The following is a 23,805-nucleotide window of genomic DNA, read 5'->3' on the forward strand; positions in this document are numbered from 1 at the left end:
CCTCCGTCGCCGAGGCTCCCGGACGTGGTCGCCGGGGTCGGTCGGTTCGTCGGCAAGCCGACCCGCGTGGTCGACGTCGACGGTCCGAGCTGGGGGCCGCTCACCGCGCTGGTGTCGCAGTTCGAGCACGAGAACCTCGTCCTGGTGCCGGCCGGCGCCCCCGAGCTGTACCGGATGCACTGCGTCCTGCACGAGCTCGGACACCTCGTGCACGGCGACGCCGGAGCCCCGACCACCACCTCGATCGCCGAGTTCGCCTCGGGCGGGCACGTGTGCCGCCGCGCCCTCGACGGCGACACCGGACTGGTGAGCATCTCGGACGACGACGAGCACTTCGCCGAGCGGTTCGCGTACGAGCTGGCGACCGTGCTGCTCGCCGGCAGCGCGAGCGCGGACGAGCGGGCCTACGGCTGATGGCCGTCCTGCACGCCGCCGCCTTCTGGTGCGCGGCGCTGATCTTCCTCGCCCGCACGCCCTACGTGTTGCGGAACCCACGTGGCCGCGCCGCCTGGGGCGCGACCGGCGTCGGTGCGCTCGGGCTGCTGACACTCGGCAGCGTCGTACCGCAGACCGTGCTCGACGGTGCCCTCGGGGGCACGAACCTCATCAACCTGGTGCAGAACGTGTGTGCCACGGCGGCCTTCTGGCTGATGCTCCGGGCGAGCACGTCCGACCTGCCGAAACGGCCGGGGTTGGCGAGCCCGCTCGCGCTCCTCGTGGTGGTCGTGGCCTTCGCCGTCCCGTTCTTCGCCGTGCGCGACCGGGGCGGCACCGACTTCCACTTCATCGTGCGGGAGATCCACCAGCCGGCGATGTGGCTCTACGGGTCGGTCTACATGGTCGGTGTCGGCGTGATCGCCGCCGCGACGCTCCGGTACGGCGTGCTGCGCAACCCGGTCGCGCTCGTGGTCTTCCGGGTGGGCCTGTCGCTCGTGGTCATCGCGAGCATCGACGAGCTGCTCTCCCTCACCGCCGACCACTTCGGGTGGTTCCCTGCCCCGCTGCGCGACGGACTCCGTCTGGGCTTCGACCCGCCGTTCTACCTGGGCATCGTCCTCATCGTCGTCGCGATGGCGTCCCTGACGTTCCGCCGGTGGTGGCGGGACGTGACGTGTCGTCGGCACCACCGACGACTCCGCCGCATCGCCCGGCGCCACGAGCTGCGCGCCGTCGAACGGGACGGCGACGTGCAGGCACGGACCTACGACCTCGTCATCGCGATCCGCGACGCCGAGGTGCAGGGCCGTACCCTCGACGACGCCGAACTCGCCCAGGTGCGCTCGGCGGAACTGACCCTGACCCGCAGTCTCGGAGGCTGATGCGATGACGATCGTCTGGTGGGTGCTCGGCGTGCTCGTCGTGCTGGCGGCGGCGTTCCTGCTCGTGGTGCGGAAGGTCGTCGGCAAGATCGTGCTGCCCGGCGGCGACCGCTGGACCCCGGTGCTCGAGACGACCGACGACTCGATCCGGCTCCCGATCACCGACGACACCGTGCGCCCGGGGGAGTACGGCCTGTGGCACGACGGCACCGGGCACACCACGGTCGGACCGGTGCTCGACGTCGACGAGGCCGCCGGCACCGTGCGGCGTGCGGTGGTCCGGACGACGGGCGACGTGTCGACACGGGTGCGGTGGAGCGGGCACGTGCACCCGGACCCCGCCGCGATGGACGTCGACTGGGCGGAGGTCGACCTGGCGACGCCCGTGGGCCCGGCGCCGGCGTGGGTCATCCGGCCCGGTGGCCCCGAGGCCGCGCCCGCCGCCACCTGGGCCGTCCACGTGCACGGCATCCGCACCACCCGCGTGACGGCGCTCCGGACCGTGCCGGCGGCACTCGAGGCCGGCTGGACCTCGATCGTCCCGTCGTTCCGCGGCGACGGCGAAGCGCCCTGGCAGGGCCGCGCCTCGCACCTCGGTGCCCGCGAGTGGCCCGACGTCGAGGCCGCACTCGACCACGCCGTCGCGAACGGGGCCGAACGGCTCGTCATCGTGGGGTGGTCGATGGGCGCGACGATCACCCACGAACTGCTGGCACGGTCGGCGCACCGCGACCGGTTCGTCGGGCTGGTCCTCGTGTCGCCGGCGCTCGACTGGGCGACCACGGTGCGCTCCCAGGCCGGTCGTGCCGGGCTCCCCGGGTTCGTCGTCGGTGCCGCGCTCCGGGCGATGGCGCTGCCGCTCGTGTGCCGCCTCGTCGGGCTCCGTTCACCCGTGGACGTCCGCGCGCTCTCCTGGTTGCACGCGCCGCGGAGCCTGCCGCCGACCCTGCTCATCCACTCGTCGGGGGACACCACCGTGCCGTTCGCCGTCAGTCGGGAGTTCGCCGACGCGCACCCCGACACCGTGACGTTGGCGGTCAGCGAGCCCGCCGAGCACGCCTGGGAGCGGAACGTCGACGCCGTCTGGTTCGACACCACCATCACGACCTGGGCGAGATCGCTCGACCACACCGGCACCATGGAGTAGAAGGGGCCATGGGTCAGCTCATCTACGACGGCCAGCCGCTCGACCTCCGCATCGACGACCGTGCCATGACACACCTGCAGATCGTGATCGTGAACATGCTCCGGCGTGATCACCGGTTCGCGTTCTCGTGGAAGGACGACGTCATCCACGGCAACGGCCGCAGCACGATCTGGCTGAACCCGAACGTCGGCCTGCACTTCAAGTTCTCCGGCAGCCGGGTGCCGTCGATCAACCGCAGTTGGCTCGAGGACCTCTACGCCTCGGCCACGTCCGGGTCGGGGCTCGTCCTGACGCCGGAACCGCCGGACACGAGCACGGCGGCCGACTCGGCGTGGTCGCGAGCGGTCGCACCGGGGGACGCCGACGACGCTTCGGGGACACCGAGCGGTAGCACGGCTGAGTGATTCCCGTCAACGGGTTCCGAAGATCCGCCGATCGTCGTAGCGTTTCTGTACCGCGGATCAGAGTCGTCCCTTCGGGCCGGCATCCAGGGAGCCGGTGACGGCAACGAACCGCGGCAGGAGGGGGACCCGAATGACCGTGACGCAGTGCGCGCCCGGCGCCGACCAACCATCGGCGATCGAGTGGCGAGCACGACGGGAGTCCCGGATCAGGAGACTCGTCGTCCAGGAAGCCGGGTCATCGCACCCGGGTCCTTGCGTCACGCCACTGGGCTCGTCGGTCAGGCCTCACTGACCGGCACCCTTCCACAGGACGCCCCGGCAGTCGGATTCGGGTTCCGCTACCGGGGCGTTCTGCTGCCCGGGCGTTCTGCTGCCCGGATCGGGCGGGCACTGCTGGCTCAGTAGACGTCGCGGACGTACCGCTTCGTGCGGCGCAGGTCGGCCAGGTACGACAGCGCGTCGTCCTCGTCGCGGCCGCGGCCGATGCGGATGACGTCGAGCAGCGCGGCCTCGACGTCCTTCGCCATCCGCGAGGCGTCGCCGCACACGTACACGTGGCCGCCGTCCTCGAGCCAGGCGAACAGCTCGGCGGACTGCTCGCGCATCCGCGTCTGCACGTAGACCTTCTCGGCCTGGTCGCGTGAGAACGCCAGGTCGAGGCGGTTCAGCACGCCCTGCTCCTGCAGCTCGGTGAGCTCGTCCTGGTAGACGAAGTCGGTGTCGCGGTGCTGGTCGCCGAAGAACAGCCAGTTGCGCCCCGTCGCACCGGCCGCGGCCCGCTCGTGCAGGAACCCGCGGAACGGGGCGATGCCGGTGCCCGGACCGATCATGATCATCGGTGCGGACGCGTCGGCCGGCACGCCGAACGACGCGTTCGGCTGCAGGTAGACGTCGACCGTACCGTCGGGGTCGACCCGGTCCGCCAGGAACGTCGACGCGACACCGGCGTACATCCGGTGCGGGTCGCCGTACCGGACGGACGCGATGGTCAGGTGGATGCGGTCCGGGTGCGCCAGCGGGCTCGACGAGATCGAGTACTGGCGTGCCTGCAGCGGGCGCAGGTTCGGCAGCAGCTCGTCGAGTCCGGGAGCGGCCGGTCCGGCGTCACGCAGCAGGTCGAGGACGTCACGGCCCCACAGCCACCGGTCCAGTTCGTGCTTGTCGCCGTGCGAGACGACCGCGGCGAGTTCGCTCGCCGGGGCGCGCTGCACGAGGTCCGCGATGAGGTCCTTCGACGGCGTGCGGACCTCGCGGTCGCTCCGCAGCACCTCGGTGATCGGTCGGCCGTCGAACGACTCGCCGCCGTTCGCGCCGACCTGCTCGAGCAGCTCCGCGACGAAGACCTCGTCGTTGACCGGCACGACCGCCAGGGCGTCGCCGGCGGCGTACTCGATGCCGGAGTCGCCGAGGTCGAACTCGTAGTGCCGGATCTCCTTCGCGCTGCGCGGCGAGGAGAGCAGCCGGTTCTCGGCCAGCCGCGACGGGTACGGGTTGCGCTTGTTCCACTGCGACCCCGGCCGGGAGGCACGGCCCGCGCCCGCCCCGCCGGTCACGGCGGCACCGCCGTCGGCACCACTGCCCGTGGTCGCGCCGGGTGCGCCCGTCGCGCCGGCCTCGGCAGCGAGCCGGTCGAGCACGGCGGCGCTCCAGAGTGCGGCGGCGTCCTCGAAGTCGACGTCGCAGTCCACGCGGTCGTGCACCCGGGTCGCGCCGAGCTGCTCGAAGCGGGTGTCGAGGAGCTTGCCGGCCTGGCAGAACTCGTCGTAGCTGGTGTCCCCGAGGCCGAGGACGGCGTACTGCAGTCCCTCGAGCCGCGGCACGGTGGACGCCTGGACCGCGTCCCAGAACAGGCCGGCGTTGTCGGGCATCTCGCCCTCGCCGTACGTCGAGGTGACGACGAGCACGTGGGTCATCTCGGCGAGCTGCTCCGGGGTGACGGCGTCGAGTGCAGCGGCACGGCCACCGAGCCCGCGGGCCTTCGCCCCGGCGACGAGCTCGTCGGCCAGGAACTCCGCGTTGCCGGTCTGCGTGCCGAACAGCACGTCGATCGTCGTCGTGGGGGCGGCGCCGGACGCCTTCTTGCCGGCGGCGGCGATGCCCGCGATGAACCCGGCCAGCCAGGACTCCTGGGCAGCCGAGAACGGTGCGTCGACGGGGATCAGCGATCCGGTCGGGGGGAGCAGGCTCACGCGGACACCGCCTCGGTCGGCGCCTGGGGTGCACGGCGGGCGATGTCCTCGAGCGCCGCGGTGGCGAGCAGCTCGTCGAAGCGGGCCTCGCGGACGCGGCCGTCGTTCTTGGCGTTCTGGTGCATGATCCACCCCGTGGTGCCCGGTGCGTCCATGCTGCGGTTGTTCCGCTGCGTGAGCGCACGCTTGTAGTCGTCGAGCCGCTTGATCGCGATGAGCGTCGCGAGCTGGTCGTCCGCGAACCGGTCGAGCGTGCCGCGCAGGTACTTCACGACGCGCTGCTTCACCGAGAAGTCCTCGGTCAGGACGAGGTTCTTCACCGCTTCGGTGACGCGGGGGTCGTTCGGACCCGCACCGGGGACGCGCTCGAGGGCGACGTCCTGGGCGACACCGAGCACCGTGTACGACGACAGCAGCGAGAACATGTCGTCGCCCTGGTCGCCGAGGGCCGGGGCCCGGCCGTCGAGGACGGTGCGCTGGTCGCGGTAGTCGACCTTGAACGCACGGAGCTTGTCCGTGGCGATCGAGGACGCGAGCTCGTCGAGCAGCTCGGAGCGGGTGGCCGCCGCGAGGATCTCGCCGGCGTCCTGCGAGAGCAGCAGGGCGCGCGGCATGCCGACGAAGACGTGCTGCCGGGTGGTCTCCCAGTCGGCGAGCAGCCGCTCGGCCAGCGCCGACCCGGTCGCCTCGAGATGCCACTCGAGCAGCAGGCGCGCGCCGGCCTCGTGGAACGCGCCGCGCTCGGTGTCGGTGACGGGGAACACGAGGAGCGAGTCGGTGCTGGCGCGCTGGGCGACCTGACCGGACGGGTCGTACTGGTACAGGAACCCGCCGGACATGCCGTTGCCGAGCCCCTTGCCGAACGCGCCGAGGTTGAACACGGCGCCGCCCGTCATGTACTCGCACCCGAAGTCGCCGACGCCCTCGACCACGGCCGTGGCGCCGGAGTTGCGCACGGCGAAGCGGTCTCCGGCCTCGCCCTCGACGAACGTGCGGCCGCCGGTGGCCCCGAAGAGCGCGAAGTTGCCGATCAGGACGTTCCCGCCCTGGTCGGCACTGCCGCCGCCCGGAGCGCGGACGATGATCCGACCGCCGCTCTGGCTCTTGCCGACGCCGTCGTTCGCGGTGCCGGTGTGCTCGAGCACGATGCCGTCGTTGTTGAACACGCCGTACGACTGACCGGCCGAGCCCTGGGTACGGATCGTGACCGCACCGTCGACCAGCCGGCGGCGCCCGCGGTCGTCGGTCGCCACGGCGGGCAGCCCCTGGACGTCCTCGGCGCGGAGCTCGTGGTTGAGCAGGCGCTCGACGTCGATGCCGAGCTGGCCGCCGACGGACTTGTCGCTGTTGCCGAGCAGGACCCCGTGCACGAGCACGTGCTCCTGGGCGTGGTCGACCAGCGCCGTGCGGATGCGCTCGAGCAGCGCGTCGTCGGTGTGGAAGTCCTTCTCCAGGTACTCCGGGTCCGTCACGACCTTCTCCGGCACCTGCGCGAGCAGGGCGCGGGCGTCCAGACGCCCGACGCTCGCCGGGTGGTCGAGGAGCTGCAGCAGGTCGGTGCGACCCCGTGCCTCGCGCAGCGAGCGCAGACCGAGGCGGGCGAGGATCTGCCGCACGTCGTGGGCGATGTTGAGCAGGTACTGCGCGAGTGCACGAGGGTCGCCCTCGAACGCCTCGGCGTTCGTGGTGAGGCCGGCCGGGCACTTCACGTTGCAGTTCTTCGCCATGACGCAGCCGAGCATCATGAGCGCGGTCGTGCCGAACTCGAAGCTGTCGCCGCCGAGCAGGGCGCTCGTCACGACGTCGGACCCGGTCTGGTGCGCACCCGAGCACCGGAGCGTGACCTTGGAGCGCAGGCCGTTCGCGACGAGGGCCTGGTGGACCTCGGCGACGCCGATCTCCGCCGAACGTCCCGCGTACTTCAGGCTCGTGACGGCCGCGGCACCGGTGCCACCGGTGTTGCCCGCGACGTTGATGACGTCCGCACCGGCCTTGGCGACGCCGACCGCGATGGTGCCGATGCCCTCGGAGGACACGAGCTTCACGATCACCCGGACACGGGCGGCCTTGCAGTCGTGGATGAGCTGCGCCAGGTCCTCGATCGAGTACGTGTCGTGGTGCGGCGGCGGCGAGATGAGCTCGACGCCGGGGGTGCCACCACGGGCCGCGGCGATGTCCACCGTGACCTTCGGCGCGGGCAGCTGACCGCCCTCGCCGGGCTTCGCGCCCTGACCGATCTTGATCTCGAGTTCCTCGAGCATGGGGTCGGCGAGGTAGCCCGCCCAGATGCCGAAGCGACCCGAGGCGAACTGCTTGATCCGCGAGCCGCGGATGGTGCCGTAGCGGGAGTGGTGCTCGCCGCCCTCACCACTGTTCGACATGCCGCCGACCATGTTCGTGCCGTGCGCCACCGCTTCGTGCGCGGTGGCGACGAGGGCGCCGTGGCTCATCGCGCCGGACGCCAGGGTCCGGGTGATCTCGTGCGCCGGCTGGACCTCGTCGAGCTCGACGCTGTCGGGCGCGCTCTCGAGCAGGGCGAGCAGCCCGACGGCCGCGCCGGTGGCGCGGAGCGTCACCTGGGTGGCGTCGACGGCGTCGACGTCGACCTGGCCCGGGTAGAGCAGCGCGAGGCCGTCTGCCAGGGCCTGGTGGCGCAGTGCACCCGTGGTCCCCGTGGACGCGAGGGCGAGGCGGAACCGCTCCGTGCCTCCCGGCAGGTCCTGGTCATCCGTCGGACGCGAGCCGGACAGCCCGCGCACGGTGACGCTGGCGTTGCCGGTCGTCGAGAACCGGCCCAGCTCGCGGGCGAAGTCCTCGGCCGTGTCGATGCCGGTGACGTCCGCGGGCAGCGCGAGCACGTCGCGGAGCGCAGCGGGACGGCGCGACCGCTCGTCGTGCGTGGTCTGCAGGAACGTGACGTAGCCCGGCGTGATCCGGTGCTGGTCGATCTCGGTGTCACTGAGGCGGTCGTAGCCGGTGTTGCGGTACGCGGCGTCGGTGATGCCGAAGGAGTCGTCGAGCTGACCGAGCGTCAGCAGGCGCAGTGCGTCCGAGTCGCCGGAGCGCTCGAAGGCCGGACGCTCCTCGGTCATCCCGCCGAACCCGCGGACGCTCGCGACGCCGAACGAGTGGCCGGCACCGTCCGAGCGCTCCTTGAACAGGCCGAGCAGGGGGACCTGGCCCTCGGCCGCGACCGAGCGGGCACGCTCGTGCCAGTCCGTCGCCGCCTGGGCGATGCGGGCGAAGCCGACGCCGCCCACGGGGGCCTGCATGTGCGGGAACACCCGCGCCAGGACGTCGTCGCCGGTGTCCAGGTAGTTCGGCTCGAAGAACGCGCCACCGATGTAGCTCTCGGCGGTGCACAGACCGACGCGGCCCATGGTCTTCGCCAGCGCCTTCTCGGCGGCCTTGCGGAACTGCTTCAGCGCGAGGTCCGTCGCGGTGAGCTCACCGGCGGGGGCCGGCGCGGCGGGGTACTTCTCCTCGGCACGCAGGCGCGCGCTCAAGCTGTACACAGCCGAGGCGCCGAAGCCCAGCGCCGTCGCCACGTGGTGTGACGATGGCAGCTGACCGCTCTCGGCGACGACGGACACCCGCAGGCGCAGCCCGGTCTCGATGAGCCGCTGGTTCACGGCGGCCACGGCCAGGATCACGGGCAGGGGCGCACTGGCCGACGAGACCTCGCGGTCGGTCAGCACGGCGATGCCGCCGGACGTCCCCGCGAACTGCTCCACGGCGTCGCACAGGGCGTCCACGGCGTCGCGCACGGCGTCGGCGTTCGCCTGCTCGTCGCCGAGCACCGGCACGTAGAGCATGTCGAAGCGCTCGAGCGGCACGATGTCCTGGTCGCGCAGGCGCACCATGTCCAGGTGGCCGAGGATCGGCGACTGCACGACGAGCTGTCGGCTCGTCGAACCCGTGCCGTCCGGCTTCGCGCCGAGCGCCACGCGCATGCTCATGCCGTCGGCTTCACGGATCGAGTCGAGCGGCGGGTTCGTCACCTGGGCGAAGCGCTGCGAGAAGTACTTCGCCATGCCGCCCTCGGTGTCGCTCAGGGCGTTGATGGCGTTGCCGTAGCCCATCGCCGAGATCCGCTCCGAGCCGTTCTGCAGCATCGGGTCGAGCATGAACCGGAAGCTCTCCTGGTTCAGCGAGTACGCCACGTACCGGCCGGCGAGCGACAGGTCGCCCTCGTAGCCCAGGGTGGTCGTCGTGCGCTCGTAGTCCGGAGCGGGCAGGTCGTCGAGGTTCACACGCGCAGCGTCGAGCAGCGTGCCGTAGTCGCGGCGGGCCGCGAGCATGCGCAGCACCTCGTCCGTGCGCATCCGGGTGCCGGTGCGGTGGTCGACGACGAGCATGCCGCCGGCCTCGATGCGGCCGCGGTGCACGACCTCGTCGGCGTCGAACGTGACCTGACCGGCCTCGGACGACACCATCAGGTACTCGGTGGTCTCGACGGTGCGCAGCGGACGCAGCCCCAGGCGGTCCAGGCGCGCGCCGACCACGTCGCCGTCGCTGAAGATCACGGCGGCGGGGCCGTCGTTCTTCTCCTCGTACAGCGAGAAGTACTCGAGCATGTCCCGCACGTCGGCGGTCAGCGTGCGGTCGTTCTCCCACGCCGGCGGCATGAGCGAGACCACGGCCTCGACGATCTCGAGTCCGTCGTCGAACACGCGGCTCTGCAGCGTCTGGTCGAGGCGGCTCGAGTCCGACTGCCCGGGCGGGCGGACGATGCTCCGGGTGCGGGCACGGGCGAGTGCCTCGTCCGACAGACGGTTCTTCCGGTCGGTGTTCAGCTCGCCGTTGTGCGCCATCAGCCGGAACGGCTGCGCCATCGTCGGGTGCGGCTCGGTGTTCGTCGAGAACCGGGTGTGGAAGTACAGCGTCCGCACCGAGTGACGCGGGTCACGCAGGTCCGTGAAGTACCCGATGACCTCGCCCGAGTTCAGGCGGCCCTTCAGGATCTGGGTCCGGGCGCTGAGCGACAGCGGGTACAGGGCCGCGTGCTCGGCGCGCTGCTCGGCGGCCTCGCCGTAGGACACCGACTCGATCGCGAGCAGGGCGCGGTTCGCCGCCGCGTCGACCTCGGTGCGGTCCCACTGCTCGGGCGCGCGGAAGACCCACTGCACGATCGGCAGCTGGTACTGCTCGGCCTCGGGCCGGGCGACGGAGTGGTCCACCGGGACGTCGCGGACGACGAGCAGCTCGAAGCCCTGCTGCTCGATGGCGTCCGTGACGGTCTGCCGCGCACGGGCGCGCTCGGCGTCCGCCGCCGCACCTGCGCCGCTCGGCACGAAACAGTTCGCGACACCGAAGTGACCGGCGCGGAGCTCCTGGCCGGTGATGGCGCTGAAGAACTCCACCGACAGGTCGATGCTCACACCGGCGCCGTCACCGACACCCTCGGCGGACTTGCCGCCGCGGTGGGGGATGGCGCAGAGCGCTTCGTCACCCTTGCGGATGACGTCGTGGTGGGGCGTGCCGTCGAGTCGGGTGATGAAACCGACGCCGCAGTCGCTCGATTCGCGGGCAGGGTCGTAGAGACCGAAAGATGTGGGGTTCACGTGTGCGGGTCCAGTGGGGCGTTGCCGGCAGCGGACGGCCAGGCTGCATCGATGGAGCGCTCGCCGCGGGCAGACCGGTGTTGGCAGTCGGGCCCTGTGGGGTTGTGGTGCGGTACGGCGATGCTACGGCGCGGTATACCGCCCACGCAACACCGCGCGGTGCGGCGCACCGTGCGCGCCTGTCCGGCTGGTGCGAGGTTGCCCGCTCGGTGCGCTGTTGTTGCGCTGCACGGAGCGTGCAACCTCGCACGGGATGGGCCACACCGCACGGTGCGACGGGCCGCGCGGGCCGAACGACCCCGCACCGAGTGGCCAGCCCGGCACGGTGTCAGGCCGCGCGCTCGCCGGTCCGTTCGTCGACGGCGATCGGCTCCGTCACCGCCGTGCTGGCGTCGGCGGCGGGGGTCGTGCCGGGGCAGATGAGCTCCGGGCGACGGCGGCCGCTGCGGAACACCCACGCCTTGAACAGCACGAACCGGACGCAGGTCGCGACCAGGTTGGCGGCCGTCAGCACCAGGATCTCGGCACCGTGCGACGCTCCCGGCGTCGTGCTGTGCAGCACCACGAGCGACCCCGACGTGATCGCCCAGGCGACGCCGAAGACCACCAGCCCCTGCACGTGGTGTCGCCCGGCTCCGGCACGCCCCCGCACACCGAACGTGAACCGCCGGTTGAGCGCGGTGTTGCCGATCGCCGTCAGCAGCAGGGCCAGGAAGTCCGCGGTCTGCGCCCCGATCGCCGGACGGAACAGTGCGTACAGCACCGCGAACGCGACGGTCGACAGCACCCCGATGGCGCCGAAGCGCAGCACCTGCCCGAGGAACCCGACGTGCGGTGGCGTGAACGGACGGCGGCCGATGGTCTCGTACACGGCACCCACCGGCACCCGCCCGCTGGCGATGCCCCGCGAGACGCGCCACATGCCCTTGAGGTCCTCGGTGGCCGTCGAGGCGATCTGCACGGACGAGTTCACGTCGTCGACCCAGTCCACCGGGACCTCGTGGATGCGCAGTCCCGCGTGCTCGGCGAGGACGAGCATCTCGGTGTCGAAGAACCACGCGTCGTCCTCGCACAGCGGCAGCAGCTGGTCGGCCGCCCGTTTCGTGACCGCCTTGAACCCGCACTGCGCGTCCGAGAACGACACCCCCATCGTCGTGCGGAGCAGCAGGTTGTACGAGCGGGAGATGAACTCGCGCTTGCTGCCCCGGACCACCCGCGACGAGTCCGCCAACCGCGTGCCGATCGCCAGGTCGGAGTGCCCGGAGACCAGCGGCGCCACGAGCGGCTCGAGTGCCGCGAGGTCCGTCGACAGGTCCTCGTCGACGTACACGAGCACGGTCGCCGGAGATGCACCCCACACGGCCTTGAGTGCCCGCCCACGACCCTTCTCGGGCAGGTGGACCGCGTGCACGCCGGGCAGCATGGCGGCCAGGTCGTCGGCGATCCGCGCGGTGTCGTCGGTCGAGGCGTTGTCGGCGATCGTGATCCGCCAAGAGTGGTGCAACGACGTCCGGCAGAACGTGTGCAGGCGTCGCACGTGGGCCGCGAGCGTGTCCTGCTCGTTGTAGCAGGGGACGACGATGTCGATGTCGAGGGTCTGGTTCGTCTCCGTCATGCCGCTCATGCTCGGCAGCGGGCACATGCGGACCGAGGCAGTGCGCTGTGCTCCCGGTAAGAACGGCGTTCGGCGACCGTTCACGTCACGGTCGAACACGACAGGTGTCGCGCGGATACGGTCGACGGACGATGACGACCGAGCGCGACGACGCACACCGATCGGCGGTGCTGCTCCCGGGGGAGCGGCTCGGCCTGGCGCTCGACGAGCGGTGTCCGGAGTTCGAGGAGCTCCTGCTCACGCCTCCGCTGCACGGCATCCGACCGGACGGCCACGACTGGCTGCGACGCCGGTACGCCGAGATCGTCCCGCTCGTGCTCCCCGCCGCGCTGCGTGCCGTGGAGCGCGGTGAACCCGTCGACCGCGAGTGCCTCGCCCAGCTGCGCGCGGTGGCGGCCGCGAGCGCGGAGGACCCCCGCGTCGACGTGTCGGTCGTGCTCCGCGGGGCCCTGCCGGCGATCCGGGTCTTCGCCCTCGTCATGCACACGGCCACCCGCGACCACGCCGTCACGCTCGACCACGCCGGCCGGACGATGCTCGCGATGAGCCGCGCCTCGCTCGTCGCCCATGAACTCGGCTCGTGCTGGGCCGAGGCCTGGGCCGAGCAGCGACGGCGATCGGCGGGCGAGTCCGCGGCGGCGGTCACCACCGGGGAGATCGACCTCGTCGCCCGTGCGCCTGGCCTCGACGAGACCGAGGAACAGATGCTCGCGCTCGCCGCGCAGGGGCTCTCCAACGACGAGATCGCGAAGGAGACGGCCTACAGTCGCCAGGCCGTCGCGTGGCACCTCGGACGGCTGATGAAGTCGTGGAAGGCGCCGAACCGGACGGCGCTGGTGTCGGTCGCCTTCGTGAAGGGGTGGATCCGTGCACGGCGCGAGGTCCGCGGTGCAGCACGGACCTGGCCCCCGGCGATCGAGCCCGCCGCCGAGCGTCCCGCCGCGCACGACGACGCCCCCTGAGACCGTGGTCCCCGGGGCGTCGGTGCAGCGCCGACGGACGGATCAGCGCTGGCGGATCAGCCGCCGTTCACGTGGATGACGTTGTCGATGCGTTCGATGTTGCCGAACGCACCCCAGTTCAGCCAGCCACCGTCACCGTTGTTCGTGATCGAGCCGGGGCCCTTGAACCAGTAGATGACGTAGTTGCCGCCCTTGATGTCGATCGACTGCGCGTCCGCGACGTCGCCGGACACCGTGATGTCCTGGTTCTTGTTGACCACCGCGACGGTGAGGCGGTCGGGGTTGCCCGCGTTCCAGTAGCCGACGTCGAGCGCGGCCTGCACGGCGCCGCCGCGGTCGCTCTGGTCGTTCACGGCGTCCTTGATCGCGTTGACGATCGCGACCGGGTCGAGGTTGACGTTGACGTTGCCGCCGACCGAGGCCGAGGTGCTCGGTGCGGGCTCGGCGGCCTGTGCGGGTGCCGCGACGAACGCCCCGGCGATGACGGCGCCACCGAGTGCGGTGCCGGCGAGGAGCTTGACGGACTTGCGCTTGAACGAGTTCATGATCGTGTTCCCATCTCTGCGGTGGTGACCCGTGTGGGTCGTCCAGCTCGGACAGGACCCAGCCTGCGTCGCCGGGTGCCGGGTTGCACGCGTTCGGCCCGGACGTTGGACGATCGTCTGATGATGCGGACGGTTGCGCCGGGCGCGTGCCATCCTCTGGCGCGGGCCCCATCCGGACGGTTGGGCGCTCGGGTCTTGCGCTTTCCCGGCGAGTTCTGCGGATCAGACGTCGACGTCCGTGACGACTGACCCGCAACGAGCACGCGGGTACCGTCAGGGTTGCAGCAGTATCTGCACGATCGCGATGACCGCGAGGACCGCGATCGGCACTCCCGCGATCCACATCCCTGCACGGACCTGGGTCCGGCGGATCGTCGGCGGCGCGTGGGAACTCCGGGCGAACTCGGTCGCTGCGACGAGCTCCGGTGCGGCCGCCGGCGGTGCAGGTTCGGGCTGCGGACGGTCGTCTTCGAACGCGGGCACTTCGACCACCAGTTCCGACGGGTCCGGGCGACCCGGCAGCTCGCCGTACTCCTTCGTCATGCGACCAGTATGCGTCGCCGTCGGGATCGGCGTCTTTCGTGAGCAGCAATGGTCGAGTCGCGCCAGAGGACTCGACCATTTCTGCTCACGAAGCGGGCGAGGCGGGCGTCACGAAGCGGGCGGCCCCGGCAGGTCCACCGTGAACGCCGTCCGACCGGGGCCGGAGGCCACCCGCACGCTCCCGCCGTGCGCCGACACCACGGCCTGCACGATCGCCAGCCCGAGGCCGCTCGTCCCCTGTCCCTGCGCACGGGTCCGCGAGGCCTCACCCCGGGTGAACCGGTCGAACAGGGTCGGCAGGGCGTCGGCCGGGATCGGCGGCCCGTCGTTGGCCACGACGAGGCGAGCGGCCGCACCAGCACCGGACGGTCCCACCCGCTGCAGCGACACCACCACCGCGGTCCCGGTCGGGGTGTGCGTCCGGGCGTTCGCGAGCAGGTTCGTCACGACGCGGCGCAGCTGCTCCGCGTCACCCGTCACGGTCAGCGGGTGGTCGTCGACGATCTGCAGGGTCCACCGGTGCCCGGGAGCGGTGGCGCGGGCGTCCATCGTCGCCTCGACCACGATCGAGGTCAGGTCGACGGGTTCGCGCACGATCGGGGACACCGGAGCCCCGGACGCCAGGGCCGTCGCGTCGAGCCGCGCGAGCAGCAGGAGCTCCTCGACGAGGTCGCCCATCCGCACGGCCTCCCGGCCGATCCGGTCGACGTTCCGGTGGATCGCGTCGAGGTCCGACGAGCGCGCGGTCAGCTCGGCGTAGGCCCGGACGGTCGCGATCGGCGTCCGCAGCTCGTGCGAGGCGTCGGCGACGAATGTCCGCATGCCGGCCTCGGCGTCGCGGCGCACCGTGAGCGCCCGGGCGACGTGCCCGAGCAGCCGGTTCAGTGCGGTGCCGACCTGCCCGACCTCGCGGTTCGCGGTGAGGTCGGCGTCGGCGACCCGCACCGGGATGTCGGTGTCGCCGCGTTCGAGGTCGAGGTCGGTCACCCCGGAGGCGACCGCGGCGACGCGTTCGAGCGGTCGGAGGGACCGCCGCACGAGCAGTGCGAGGGCCCACGCTGCGACGACGAGGCCCAGCACCGTGACGATCCCGATGACGAGCAACAGGCGGGCGATGGCGGCGTTCAGGTCGCCGAGGGGGAGTGCGGTGACGAACACGTCGCCGTCGTCCCCGACCGCCTGCACCCGGTAGGTGCCGAGCGAGCCGAGGTCGATCGTCGCGGGGGCGGCGCCGCTGTCGACCGCGGTGAGCGTCCGCCGTTGTGCCGACGAGAGCCCGTGCTGGTCGCCGTCGCTGTCGGTGTACCCGCCGAGCACCACGGTGCCGTCGCGGACGATCGCGACGACGGTGCCGGCGGACTGCCCCGGCGCCCCGATGAAGGCGTTGTCCGGATCCGGACGGTCCGACGACGATCCCGACGACGATCCCGACGACGATCCCGACGACGACCCGGGCGGCGGGCCGGTGGGTGCGTCCGCGCCGTCCCGGCCGCCGACGGTCCGGTTCGCCGCTGTCGACAGCTCCGCGTCGAGGCGGTCGACCAGGTACCCCCGGAACGCGACGACGGTCACCGCTCCGACGACGACGTTCGTCGCGACGAGCAGGAGCGCGACGGCAGCCACGACCCGCCACCGCAACGACGGCACCCGTCCGGCGCGGGTCGGACGGGCCCGGATCGCCTTCGTCGATCGGCTCACGTCGTCGGCCGCAAGACGTACCCTGCCCCGCGCACGGTCTGCAGCATCGGCTCGCGTCCGGCGTCGAGCTTCTTCCGCAGGTACGACACGTACATGTCGACCAGGTTCGACGACGACCCGAAGTCCATGCCCCAGACGCCCGCGAGCAGCTGTTCCCGCGAGAGCACCCGGTTGGCGTTCCGCGCCAGGTGCCGCAGCAGCTCGTACTCGGTCGGTGTGAGCTCGATCGGTTCGCCGGCACGGCTGACGGCGCGGGCGTCCTCGTCGAGGCGGAGGTCACCGACCACCACCTCGGCGCTCCCGCCCACCGCTGCGACCCGAGCGGAGGTCCGTGCGAGGATCCGCGCCCGGACGAGCAGCTCGTCGATGCCGAAGGGCTTCGTCAGGTAGTCGTCCCCGCCGCCGGTGAGTCCGGCGAGCCGGTCCTCGGGGGCGTCGCGCGCGGTGAGGAAGAGCACACGGACGGCGTCGCGGGAGTCGCGGAGCCGCTCGAGCACCTCGAACCCGTCGATGTCCGGCAGCATCACGTCGAGGACGATGACGTCGGGTTGGAACTCCCGCGCGGCGAACAGGACGTCGCGTCCTCGGTGCACCGCCCGCACGGCCCAGCCGTCCCCCTCGAACGCGAGGGCGACGGCGTCGGCCAGGGCGTGCTCGTCGTCGACGACGAGGGCGCGGACGGGTGAGCCGTCGGTGCGCTGCAGCGGTTGGCCGGTCACGTCCGCGAGCCTATCCACCGCGCCCTCGTCGTCGATCACTTCGTGCTGCTCAGGTCGTAGACGGTCTGCCCGCCGACCGTCGTCGACTCGTAGTTCGCCGCGACCCACTCCTGGATCGCCGATGCGGTGGACGACCCGCCGCCCATGCCGCCGCCACCGGAGCCGGAGCCGGAGGAGACGTAGTACCCGATGTCCCCGTCGGCGACGTACGCCTTGAACTGCGCGAGCGTGGGTGCCGGGTCGCTCGACCAGCCACCGATCGCCATGACGGCGGTGTCGGTGTCGAGTTCGAGCTGCGCGGCCGACTGCGATCCGTTGACGGCGGCCGCCCACTTCGCGTCGGACGCCTCGAGCAGCTTCTGCAGTGCCGACGAGGTCGACGCACCTTCGCCACCGCCCCCGGTCTGGAGGCCCGTCCCCGACCCACCCTCGGAGGTCGCGTCGTCCGTGCCGTCCTGGCCACTGCCCGGTGCCGTGCCGGACGTGCCGTCCGGCATCTCCGGCGCCTCGCCGGACGCGCCCTCCGGCGGGGTCCCGCCGGGACCCTGCTGGGAGTCGGACGTGCTGTCGGAGCCGCCGTCGTCGGAGCCGGAGGTCGACCCACCCGGTCCGCCCGTGCCTCCCGGGAAGCCGCCGGTGCCGCCGCCCATCCCACCGGAGCTGCTGCCCGCCGGACCGACGCTCGGGATCGAACCGGAGTGCGCGACGGTCGTCGTGGCGAGGGCGTAGGCCGTGGTGCCGATGAGCCCGAACAGGGTGCCCGCGAGGACGCCGACCGTGACCAGCTTGCGGAGCGACGGGACACTGCCCATCACCACGAGCGCTGCGGACAGCAGCCCGCCGGCCAGCATCACCCAGCGGAGCCACGGCAGCCACGTCGGGTTCTCATTGAGGAGGCACCAGCCCCAGAAGGCGGTGATGCCGATCATCGCGGCCAGGCCGAGCCGGCCGACGAACCGCGCTCGTGCGTGCCAGAGCAGCGCGCCACCGGTGCCGACGAGCCCGGCGATCGCCGGTGCCAACGCGACCGTGTAGTACGGGTGGATCGTGCCGGACATGTACGAGAACACCAGGCCGGTGACCAGGAGCCAGCCGCCCCACAGGACGAGTCCGGCGCGGGCCGGGTCGGCCAGGTGACGGCGTCCGACGACGACCAGACCGACCACCAGTGCGATGAGCGCTGCGGGCAGGAGCCACGAGATCTCGAGCCCCATCTCGGACGAGAACAGCCGGTTCAGGCCCGTCGAGCCACCGAAGGAGCCACCCGCTGTGCCGCCGGTCATGCCACCGCCTCCGCCACCGTTGCCCGAGCCGCCGAAGATCCGACCGAGGCCGTTGTAGCCGAACACCAGGTCGAGGACGGTGTTGTTCGTCGAACCGCCGATGTACGGGCGGGACTCGGCCGGCCACAGCCACACGGCGACGATCCACCAACCGGCCGACACCACGAGGGACCCAGCGGCGATGAGCAGCCCGATGACGCGCTTGCCCCAGGTGGTGCGGGCGGCGAACAGGTAGACGAGGCCGAAGGCCGGCAGGACGAGCAGCCCCTGCAGCATCTTCGTCAGGAACGCGAAGCCGAGGGCGACCCCGGCGAGGGCGATCCACTTCCAGCTGCCCCGCGGCAGTGCCCGGACCGTGCAGTACGCGCCGACGGTCATCAGGAACACGAGCATCGCGTCCGGGTTGTCGAAGCGGAACATCAGGGCCGCCGCCGGCGTGGCCGCGACGACGAAGCCGGCGAGCAGGGCGCCCACGTTCGCGGTGGTGGTGCCGACGCGGGCGAGGGTGCGACGGACCGTGCCCCACACCAGCGCGACCGAGCCCACGGCCATGAGTGCCTGGGGGAGCAGCAGACTGAAGCTCGAGAAGCCGAACAGCCGGGCCGACAACACCATCACCCAGAGCGACGCCGGGGGTTTGTCGACCGTGATGAAGTTCGACGAGTCGAGGGAGCCGAAGAAGAACGCCTCCCACGACTTCGTGCCGGCCTGCACGGCGGCGGCGTAGAAGCTGTTGGCGTACCCCGAGACGCTCAGGTCCCAGAGGTACACCACGGCGGTCACGGCGAGGAGCGCCCAGAACGCCGGCCGGAGCCAGCGGGCGTCCTCGCGCTCGCCGAGGAACAGGCGGGCGAGCGGCTTGCGACGCCGATCCTGCGCGTCGGTCAGCGCGGGGCCCCTTCGATCGGTCACGGGTATCGGGTACGTGGTCATGTCGATGAGCATCCGGGGCGTTCCCCGAGCGCGGCACTGCGCCGGCTGTGCGCGGCCTAAGGATGCACGGTGCGAGGTTGGCTGACTCGGCGCCGGCCGGGCTGGCGGGGCTGGGGCGGCGCACGGTGCGGCGCCGGTCCCCGGTCGAGCAACCTCGCACGGGCCGAGCGAGCCCGCACCGTGCGCGGGTCAGGCGTACCGCTGCGCCGCGTGCAGGGCCGCCCCCGTGTACGACCCACCGAACAGGAACACGTGCAGCAGCAGCGGCGCGAGCTGGTGGAGCTCGACGCGCTCCTGCCAGCCGTCGGCGAGCCGCGACTCCCGGTCGTAGGCGGCGAGCACCGTCTCCAACCGAGGCAGCCCGAACAGTCCGAGCAGCGCCAGGTCGGTCTCGGCGTGCCCGCCGTGCGCGATCGGGTCGATGAGCACCGCGCCGGTCGGTTCGGACGCGTCCGTCGGCCAGAGCACGTTGCCGGCCCACAGGTCGCCGTGCAGCCGCGCGGGCCGGTCCCCGACGAGTGCGGGCTGCGGCGACCCGAGCGTGCCGTCCTGCACCCGGTCGGCGACCCGCTCGAACACGGCCGCCTGGGCGTGGTCGAACCCGCCGGCGTCGACGATTCGGCGGACGAAGTCGCGGATCCGGTACTCGGCGAAGAACGCGCCCCAGGTACTCGGTGCATGCGCTGCGTCGACGAACGGGGTGCGGGAGCGTCCCATCCGGAGCGCGGAACCCGTCGTCCAGCCGGCGGGCGGTGCGCCCCAGTGGTCGGCGCCGGCGGCGTGGGTGTGCGCGAGGGAGCGTCCGAAGCGCTCGGCCTGTGCGGCGGTGGGGGAGCCGTCAGTGATCAGCTCGAGGTCGAGCACGGTCGTGGCCGGCCGGTCCAGCACCCGCGCGATCCTGGTGCCGCCAGCGTCTTCGGCCTCGGCGAGCCAGCCGAGGCCGGCGGCTTCGGCTGCCGCTTCGTCCGGGGTGGTGAAGGTCTTCACGTGCGTCTCGGCCATCGGTCCATCCTGCCGAGGGGTCCCCGTCGTCCGTTCAGCGCACGGTCATCCGGCGAGGAACCGCAGATGTCGTTCCACCCGCCCGGCGAACGTCGGACAATCGGCGTCACGGAGCGCCCCGGGCAGGCTCTTCCGTGCGCCGCGGGGACGGCTGGACCAGTACCGCGCCTGCTCGCGCACGACGTCGCGCACGATCCACGGCGCCGAGTCGTCGACCAGGCTGAAGAACTCGTCACAGCGGTACACCTCGTACATCGCTGCATCCGTCGCGCGGAGACCACGGTCCTGCGTGAGGAGGACGTGCGCCCCGCAGGCGATCGCGGCGGCGTGCACGTGCCGGTCGTCGGGATCGGTTCCGTGGTACTCGACCGTGGCGTCGAAGTCGTCGACGAGCTCGTCGATCGAGTCGAGGATCGCTGCTCGCAGCCGGGAGACGGCCGACCCCGGCCTGTCGGGGTGCAGTCGGCGGAGGGTGTGCGTGGTCTCGGCCAGTACGTCCTCGGTCGTGTGGAGCTGGAACATGCCGTCCGTGTGGAGTCGGAGCAGGCACGTCCAGTCTCGCAACGTCCGGCTGCAGAAGACGTTCGCGTCGACGAAGACCCGCTGAAGCATCACATATCAAGCCTACCTTGACCGGGTGTCAGTCGAAGGCCTCACCGGACTCGAGCAGTTCGCGAGCTGCCGCAGCGCGGGTGACCCGTCGTGCGTCTCGGGCTGCGAGGACGTCCGCGCGCCGGAGCCGGTGGTGGGTCCCGACAGTGTGTGCAGCGATCTCACCTCGGCCGATGGCCTTCATCAAGGTGGGTCGGGAGATCCCGATGACGTCGGCGGCGACGGTCGTCGTCATCTCGTCGGGGAGGATGCTCGTCGACACGCCAGCCCCGTCGGCCATGCTGCGGACGAGGTTCGCGACGAAGCCTCCGAGTCGCTCCGGGAGCACGAGTTCCGTGCCGTCGTCGAGGTGGAGCTCGACGGTCACGACCTGTCGATCGCCAGCGCGCTCGACGAGGTCGACGGCCTCGGCGCGAGCGACCTCGTCGACGCGGAGGGGCCGTGGCGTCGTGGTCTGGCGCATCGGGTCTCCGTCTCGCGTCCGTTGGTGGGCAACTGGCTCAACGGTACCGGGGTTGCACTTGCAAGTGCAACCCGTCAGACCGCGTCGACCAGCGCCCTCGCCAGCGGGTGCCACTCGCGCGACGACGGGCCGCTCAGCACCAGGGTCCGCTCGAGTCGCCGGGCCATCGGCACCATCACGAGGTCCGGCGGCAGCATCACCCGGCCGAGCGTCGGCACGATCGAGACGCCCTCGCCCCGTTCGATCATCCCGAACATGGTGCTCATCTCCCGCACGCGGTGGGCGTACCGGAAGGGGCGTCCGTCGAGCTCGTGCAGCTTCTGGATCTGGTACTCGCACCCGCCGCCGCCCGCGACCAGGCCGTCCTCGTGCAGGTCGTCGAGCGTGAGCGCGGGCAGCTCGGCGAGCGGGTGGTCGCGCCGGACGACGGCGGCCATCTCGTCCCGGGCGACGACGACGCCCCCGGCCGGCACCGGCGCGGGGTCGACGAGCACGGCAGCGTCCACGGTGCCGCTCTCGAGCCACTCGGGCATCTCGTCGTCGTCGCCCTCGTAGACCTGCACGTCGACGTCGGGCAACGTCACCGCCCACAGCTCGCGGAGCCGCGGCAGCAGGCCCTGGCAGACGGTGGGGACGGCCGCGAGTCGCACGGTGCCGCGCGCTGTGGCGGGCCGGACCACTGCCTCCAGGGCGTCGACCGAGGCGAGCACGCTGCGGGCGTGGGCGAGCAGGCGGTCGCCCAGGGGTGTCGGGACGGCGACCGCACCGCGCCGGACGACCGGCCCGCCGACCTCGCGCTCGAGCCCGGCGACGGCGTGCGAGACGGCCGACTGGCCGACGCCGAGCACGGAGGCCGCGGACGTGAACGACCCGGCGTCGAGCGTGGCGACGAACGCACGGAGCTGGGGGACCGAGACGGTCATGCGTGCTCCTCATGTCGGCATGAACCCCATGCGTTTGCCGCATGGGCGTTGGTGGTTCGACACTAGGCCACATGAACGCCCTCCTCTACGGTCTCGTCGCCCTCACCTGGGGCTCGAGCTTCCTCTTCGCGAAGATCGGCCTCGACGGACTCGCACCGCAGCAGGTCGCCACCGTGCGGACCGTCCTGGGCGGCGTGACGCTCGTCGTGCTGCTGCTCGCGACCCGTCGACGCTGGCCGCGGGAGCCCCGCGTGTGGGCGCACCTGGCAGTCGTCGCGTTCTTCCTGAACGCCCTGCCGTCGTCGCTGATGGCGTGGGCCGAGCAGACCGTGCCGTCCGGGCTCGCGAGCATCTACAACGCGACGACCCCGATCATGACGCTGGCGGCGCTCGCGGTGCTCGTGCCCTCCGAGCGGCTGCGGGGCCGGCAGGTGGCCGGGATCGTGGTCGGCATCGTCGGCGTGCTGGTGCTCGTCGGTCCGTGGGACCTGCTCGGCGACCCGGCCGTCCTGGCGAGCGTCCCGGGGCAGGTGGCGTTGCTCGGCATGACCGCGTCCTACGGCATCGGCCTCGCTTACCTGCGCCGCGTGGCGGTGGGCAGCGCGTACGACCCGGTCACGATCGCGACGGTGCAGCTCACGCTGGCGTCGGGCATGCTCCTGCTGGTCGCGCCCGCCATCGCCACCGGCCCGGTACAGCTGGACGGGAGGATCGTGGCCGCGATGGTCGCGCTCGGTTGCGTCGGCACGGGGCTGGCCTACGCGTGGAACACGCGCCTGGTCCAGGCGTGGGGCGCCGGTCGGGCGTCGACGGTCACCTACCTGACGCCGGTGGTCGGCGTGGCGCTCGGCGTGCTCGTGCTCGGTGAGCGCGTGCGGTGGAACGAGCCGGTGGGCGGACTGGTCGTGCTGCTCGGCATCGCGCTGGCCTCGGGGGTGCTCGGCCGTCGGAGTCTGCGTCGCCCGGCACGCCCCGCCCGTACGCTGGCCGGGTGACTTCCGGCCAGGACCCCCACGTGGTGCGACTGCTGTTCGCCTCGTCCCACCCCGGCCCGACCGTCACGGTCACGGTGCTCGCCGCCGTCATCGCCGCGGCGGTCGGACACCCGGTGTGGCTCGTGGTCCTGGTCGCGCTGACGGTGGTCGCCGGCCAGCTGTCGATCGGCCTGGCGAACGACTGGATCGACGCCGACCGCGACCGTGCCGTCGGCCGGAGCGACAAGCCCGTCGCCCGCGGGCTCATCGCGGTCGAGACGGTCCGCACGGCGGCGTTCGTGACCGCCGGGGTCGCCGTGGTCCTCTCGCTGTTCCTCGGGCCCGTCGCCGCCGTCGCGCACCTGGTGCTCGTCGCCGCGGGGTGGGCCTACGACGCCGGGCTCAAGCGCACCGTGTGGTCGGTCGTGCCGTTCGTCGTCGCGTTCGGGCTGCTGCCCGTGGTCGCGGTGTCCGCCGGTCCCGAGCAGCTGTGGCCGGCGTGGTGGGCGATCGCCACCGGCGCGGTGTTCGGCGTCGCGATCCACTGCACGAACGTCCTGCCCGACCTGGTCGACGACGCCGCCACCGGGGTCCGCGGGTTCCCGCACCGCCTCGGGCTCCGGGGAGCCGGGATCGTCGCGTTCGGGTCGCTCGTCGTCGCGGCCGGCCTGGTGCTCGGCGGACAGGTGCTCGGTGACGACCCGGTCCGCGGCGGCGGGGTCGTACTGGCCGTGGTCGGAGCGGTCGTCGTGCTGGCGCTCGCCGTGGTGGGGGTCCGGCTGGTGCTGGCGGGACGGGCGTCGCGGACCCTGTTCCGGCTCGTCATCGCGTCGTCCCTGGTGCTCGTCGTCGAGCTCGGTGTCGCCGGGGCGCGACTCGTCGCCTGACGCGAGCCGGCCGCGCGCCGACG

19 protein-coding genes are annotated in these 23,805 nt (G+C 72.2%); 7 read left to right on the plus strand and 12 right to left on the minus strand.

Features of this window, described 5'->3' with window-relative positions; translation table 11 throughout:
- Positions 1–24: 24 nt before the first annotated feature.
- The 4 genes from EDF48_RS12730 to EDF48_RS12745 are packed head-to-tail and all read left to right on the plus strand — an operon-like array spanning position 25 to position 2,870.
- Positions 25–414 (plus strand): hypothetical protein, encoded by a 390-nt coding sequence (locus EDF48_RS12730; RefSeq protein ID WP_123938427.1) that lies wholly within the window; start codon positions 25–27, stop codon positions 412–414.
- On the plus strand, positions 414–1,319 hold the full coding sequence (locus EDF48_RS12735; protein WP_123938426.1) for a hypothetical protein: 906 nt from the start codon (positions 414–416) through the stop codon (positions 1,317–1,319). Before EDF48_RS12730 ends, EDF48_RS12735 begins: the two co-directional genes overlap by 1 nt.
- Positions 1,320–1,323: 4 nt before the next feature.
- The gene (locus tag EDF48_RS12740) at positions 1,324–2,466 is read left to right on the plus strand and encodes an alpha/beta fold hydrolase (RefSeq protein ID WP_131880401.1); all 1,143 of its coding nucleotides are present in this window, start codon (positions 1,324–1,326) and stop codon (positions 2,464–2,466) included.
- Positions 2,467–2,474: 8 nt separating this feature from the next.
- Positions 2,475–2,870: an ATP-dependent DNA ligase gene (locus EDF48_RS12745; RefSeq protein ID WP_131880403.1), complete on the plus strand. Its 396-nt coding sequence runs from the start codon at positions 2,475–2,477 to the stop codon at positions 2,868–2,870.
- 398 nt (positions 2,871–3,268) lie between these two features.
- On the opposite strand, the gene EDF48_RS12750 is transcribed toward EDF48_RS12745, so the two are convergent.
- The 3 genes from EDF48_RS12750 to EDF48_RS12760 all read right to left on the minus strand — a co-directional run bounded on the left by EDF48_RS12750 (position 3,269) and on the right by EDF48_RS12760 (position 12,238).
- Complete coding sequence (locus EDF48_RS12750) at positions 3,269–5,059, minus strand: flavodoxin domain-containing protein (protein ID WP_131880405.1); 1,791 nt, start codon at positions 5,057–5,059, stop codon at positions 3,269–3,271.
- Positions 5,056–10,623, minus strand: a complete 5,568-nt coding sequence (locus tag EDF48_RS12755) for a glutamate synthase-related protein (protein WP_131880407.1) — start codon at positions 10,621–10,623, stop codon at positions 5,056–5,058. The genes EDF48_RS12750 and EDF48_RS12755 overlap by 4 nt, the downstream gene beginning before the upstream one ends.
- Positions 10,624–10,951: 328 nt before the next feature.
- Positions 10,952–12,238 (minus strand): bifunctional glycosyltransferase family 2/GtrA family protein, encoded by a 1,287-nt coding sequence (locus EDF48_RS12760; protein ID WP_243698102.1) that lies wholly within the window; start codon positions 12,236–12,238, stop codon positions 10,952–10,954.
- A 131-nt stretch (positions 12,239–12,369) separates the two neighbouring features.
- Between EDF48_RS12760 and EDF48_RS19315 the strand changes: the two genes are divergently transcribed.
- Positions 12,370–13,200 (plus strand): helix-turn-helix transcriptional regulator, encoded by an 831-nt coding sequence (locus EDF48_RS19315; protein ID WP_131880411.1) that lies wholly within the window; start codon positions 12,370–12,372, stop codon positions 13,198–13,200.
- 56 nt (positions 13,201–13,256) lie between these two features.
- Here EDF48_RS19315 and EDF48_RS12770 read toward each other — a convergent pair whose 3' ends face one another.
- From EDF48_RS12770 to EDF48_RS12810, 9 genes are all read right to left on the minus strand, one after another.
- Positions 13,257–13,745, minus strand: a complete 489-nt coding sequence (locus tag EDF48_RS12770; protein WP_111084734.1) for a hypothetical protein — start codon at positions 13,743–13,745, stop codon at positions 13,257–13,259.
- Positions 13,746–14,018: 273 nt separating this feature from the next.
- Positions 14,019–14,288, minus strand: coding sequence for a hypothetical protein (locus EDF48_RS12775; protein WP_123291791.1), 270 nt, complete (start codon positions 14,286–14,288; stop codon positions 14,019–14,021).
- Between the two features lie 108 nt (positions 14,289–14,396).
- Positions 14,397–15,986, minus strand: a complete 1,590-nt coding sequence (locus EDF48_RS12780; protein WP_207906663.1) for a HAMP domain-containing sensor histidine kinase — start codon at positions 15,984–15,986, stop codon at positions 14,397–14,399.
- Positions 15,983–16,705: a response regulator transcription factor gene (locus tag EDF48_RS12785; protein WP_131880413.1), complete on the minus strand. Its 723-nt coding sequence runs from the start codon at positions 16,703–16,705 to the stop codon at positions 15,983–15,985. The genes EDF48_RS12780 and EDF48_RS12785 overlap by 4 nt, the downstream gene beginning before the upstream one ends.
- 35 nt (positions 16,706–16,740) lie before the next feature.
- The gene (locus EDF48_RS12790) at positions 16,741–18,900 is read right to left on the minus strand and encodes a glycosyltransferase family 39 protein (protein ID WP_243698103.1); all 2,160 of its coding nucleotides are present in this window, start codon (positions 18,898–18,900) and stop codon (positions 16,741–16,743) included.
- Between the two features lie 210 nt (positions 18,901–19,110).
- Positions 19,111–19,923, minus strand: coding sequence for a fructosamine kinase family protein (locus tag EDF48_RS12795; protein ID WP_131880415.1), 813 nt, complete (start codon positions 19,921–19,923; stop codon positions 19,111–19,113).
- Between the two features lie 45 nt (positions 19,924–19,968).
- Positions 19,969–20,535 (minus strand): PIN domain-containing protein, encoded by a 567-nt coding sequence (locus EDF48_RS12800; RefSeq protein ID WP_132099842.1) that lies wholly within the window; start codon positions 20,533–20,535, stop codon positions 19,969–19,971.
- A gap of 28 nt (positions 20,536–20,563) precedes the next feature.
- Positions 20,564–20,998, minus strand: a complete 435-nt coding sequence (locus EDF48_RS19475; protein WP_131880417.1) for an excisionase family DNA-binding protein — start codon at positions 20,996–20,998, stop codon at positions 20,564–20,566.
- Between the two features lie 74 nt (positions 20,999–21,072).
- Complete coding sequence (locus tag EDF48_RS12810) at positions 21,073–21,921, minus strand: LysR family transcriptional regulator (protein WP_131880419.1); 849 nt, start codon at positions 21,919–21,921, stop codon at positions 21,073–21,075.
- A gap of 71 nt (positions 21,922–21,992) precedes the next feature.
- Here EDF48_RS12810 and EDF48_RS12815 point away from each other — a divergent pair, with 71 nt between their 5' ends.
- Together EDF48_RS12815 and EDF48_RS12820 are read left to right on the plus strand one after the other, a co-directional pair.
- Entirely contained in the window at positions 21,993–22,916 is a 924-nt protein-coding gene (locus tag EDF48_RS12815; RefSeq protein ID WP_111084731.1) for a DMT family transporter, read from the plus strand.
- On the plus strand, positions 22,913–23,782 hold the full coding sequence (locus EDF48_RS12820; RefSeq protein WP_243692415.1) for a UbiA family prenyltransferase: 870 nt from the start codon (positions 22,913–22,915) through the stop codon (positions 23,780–23,782). The genes EDF48_RS12815 and EDF48_RS12820 overlap by 4 nt, the downstream gene beginning before the upstream one ends.
- Positions 23,783–23,805: the final 23 nt, after the last annotated feature.

It is taken from the genome of Curtobacterium sp. PhB191, from assembly GCF_004346515.1.
GTDB lineage: Bacteria > Actinomycetota > Actinomycetes > Actinomycetales > Microbacteriaceae > Curtobacterium.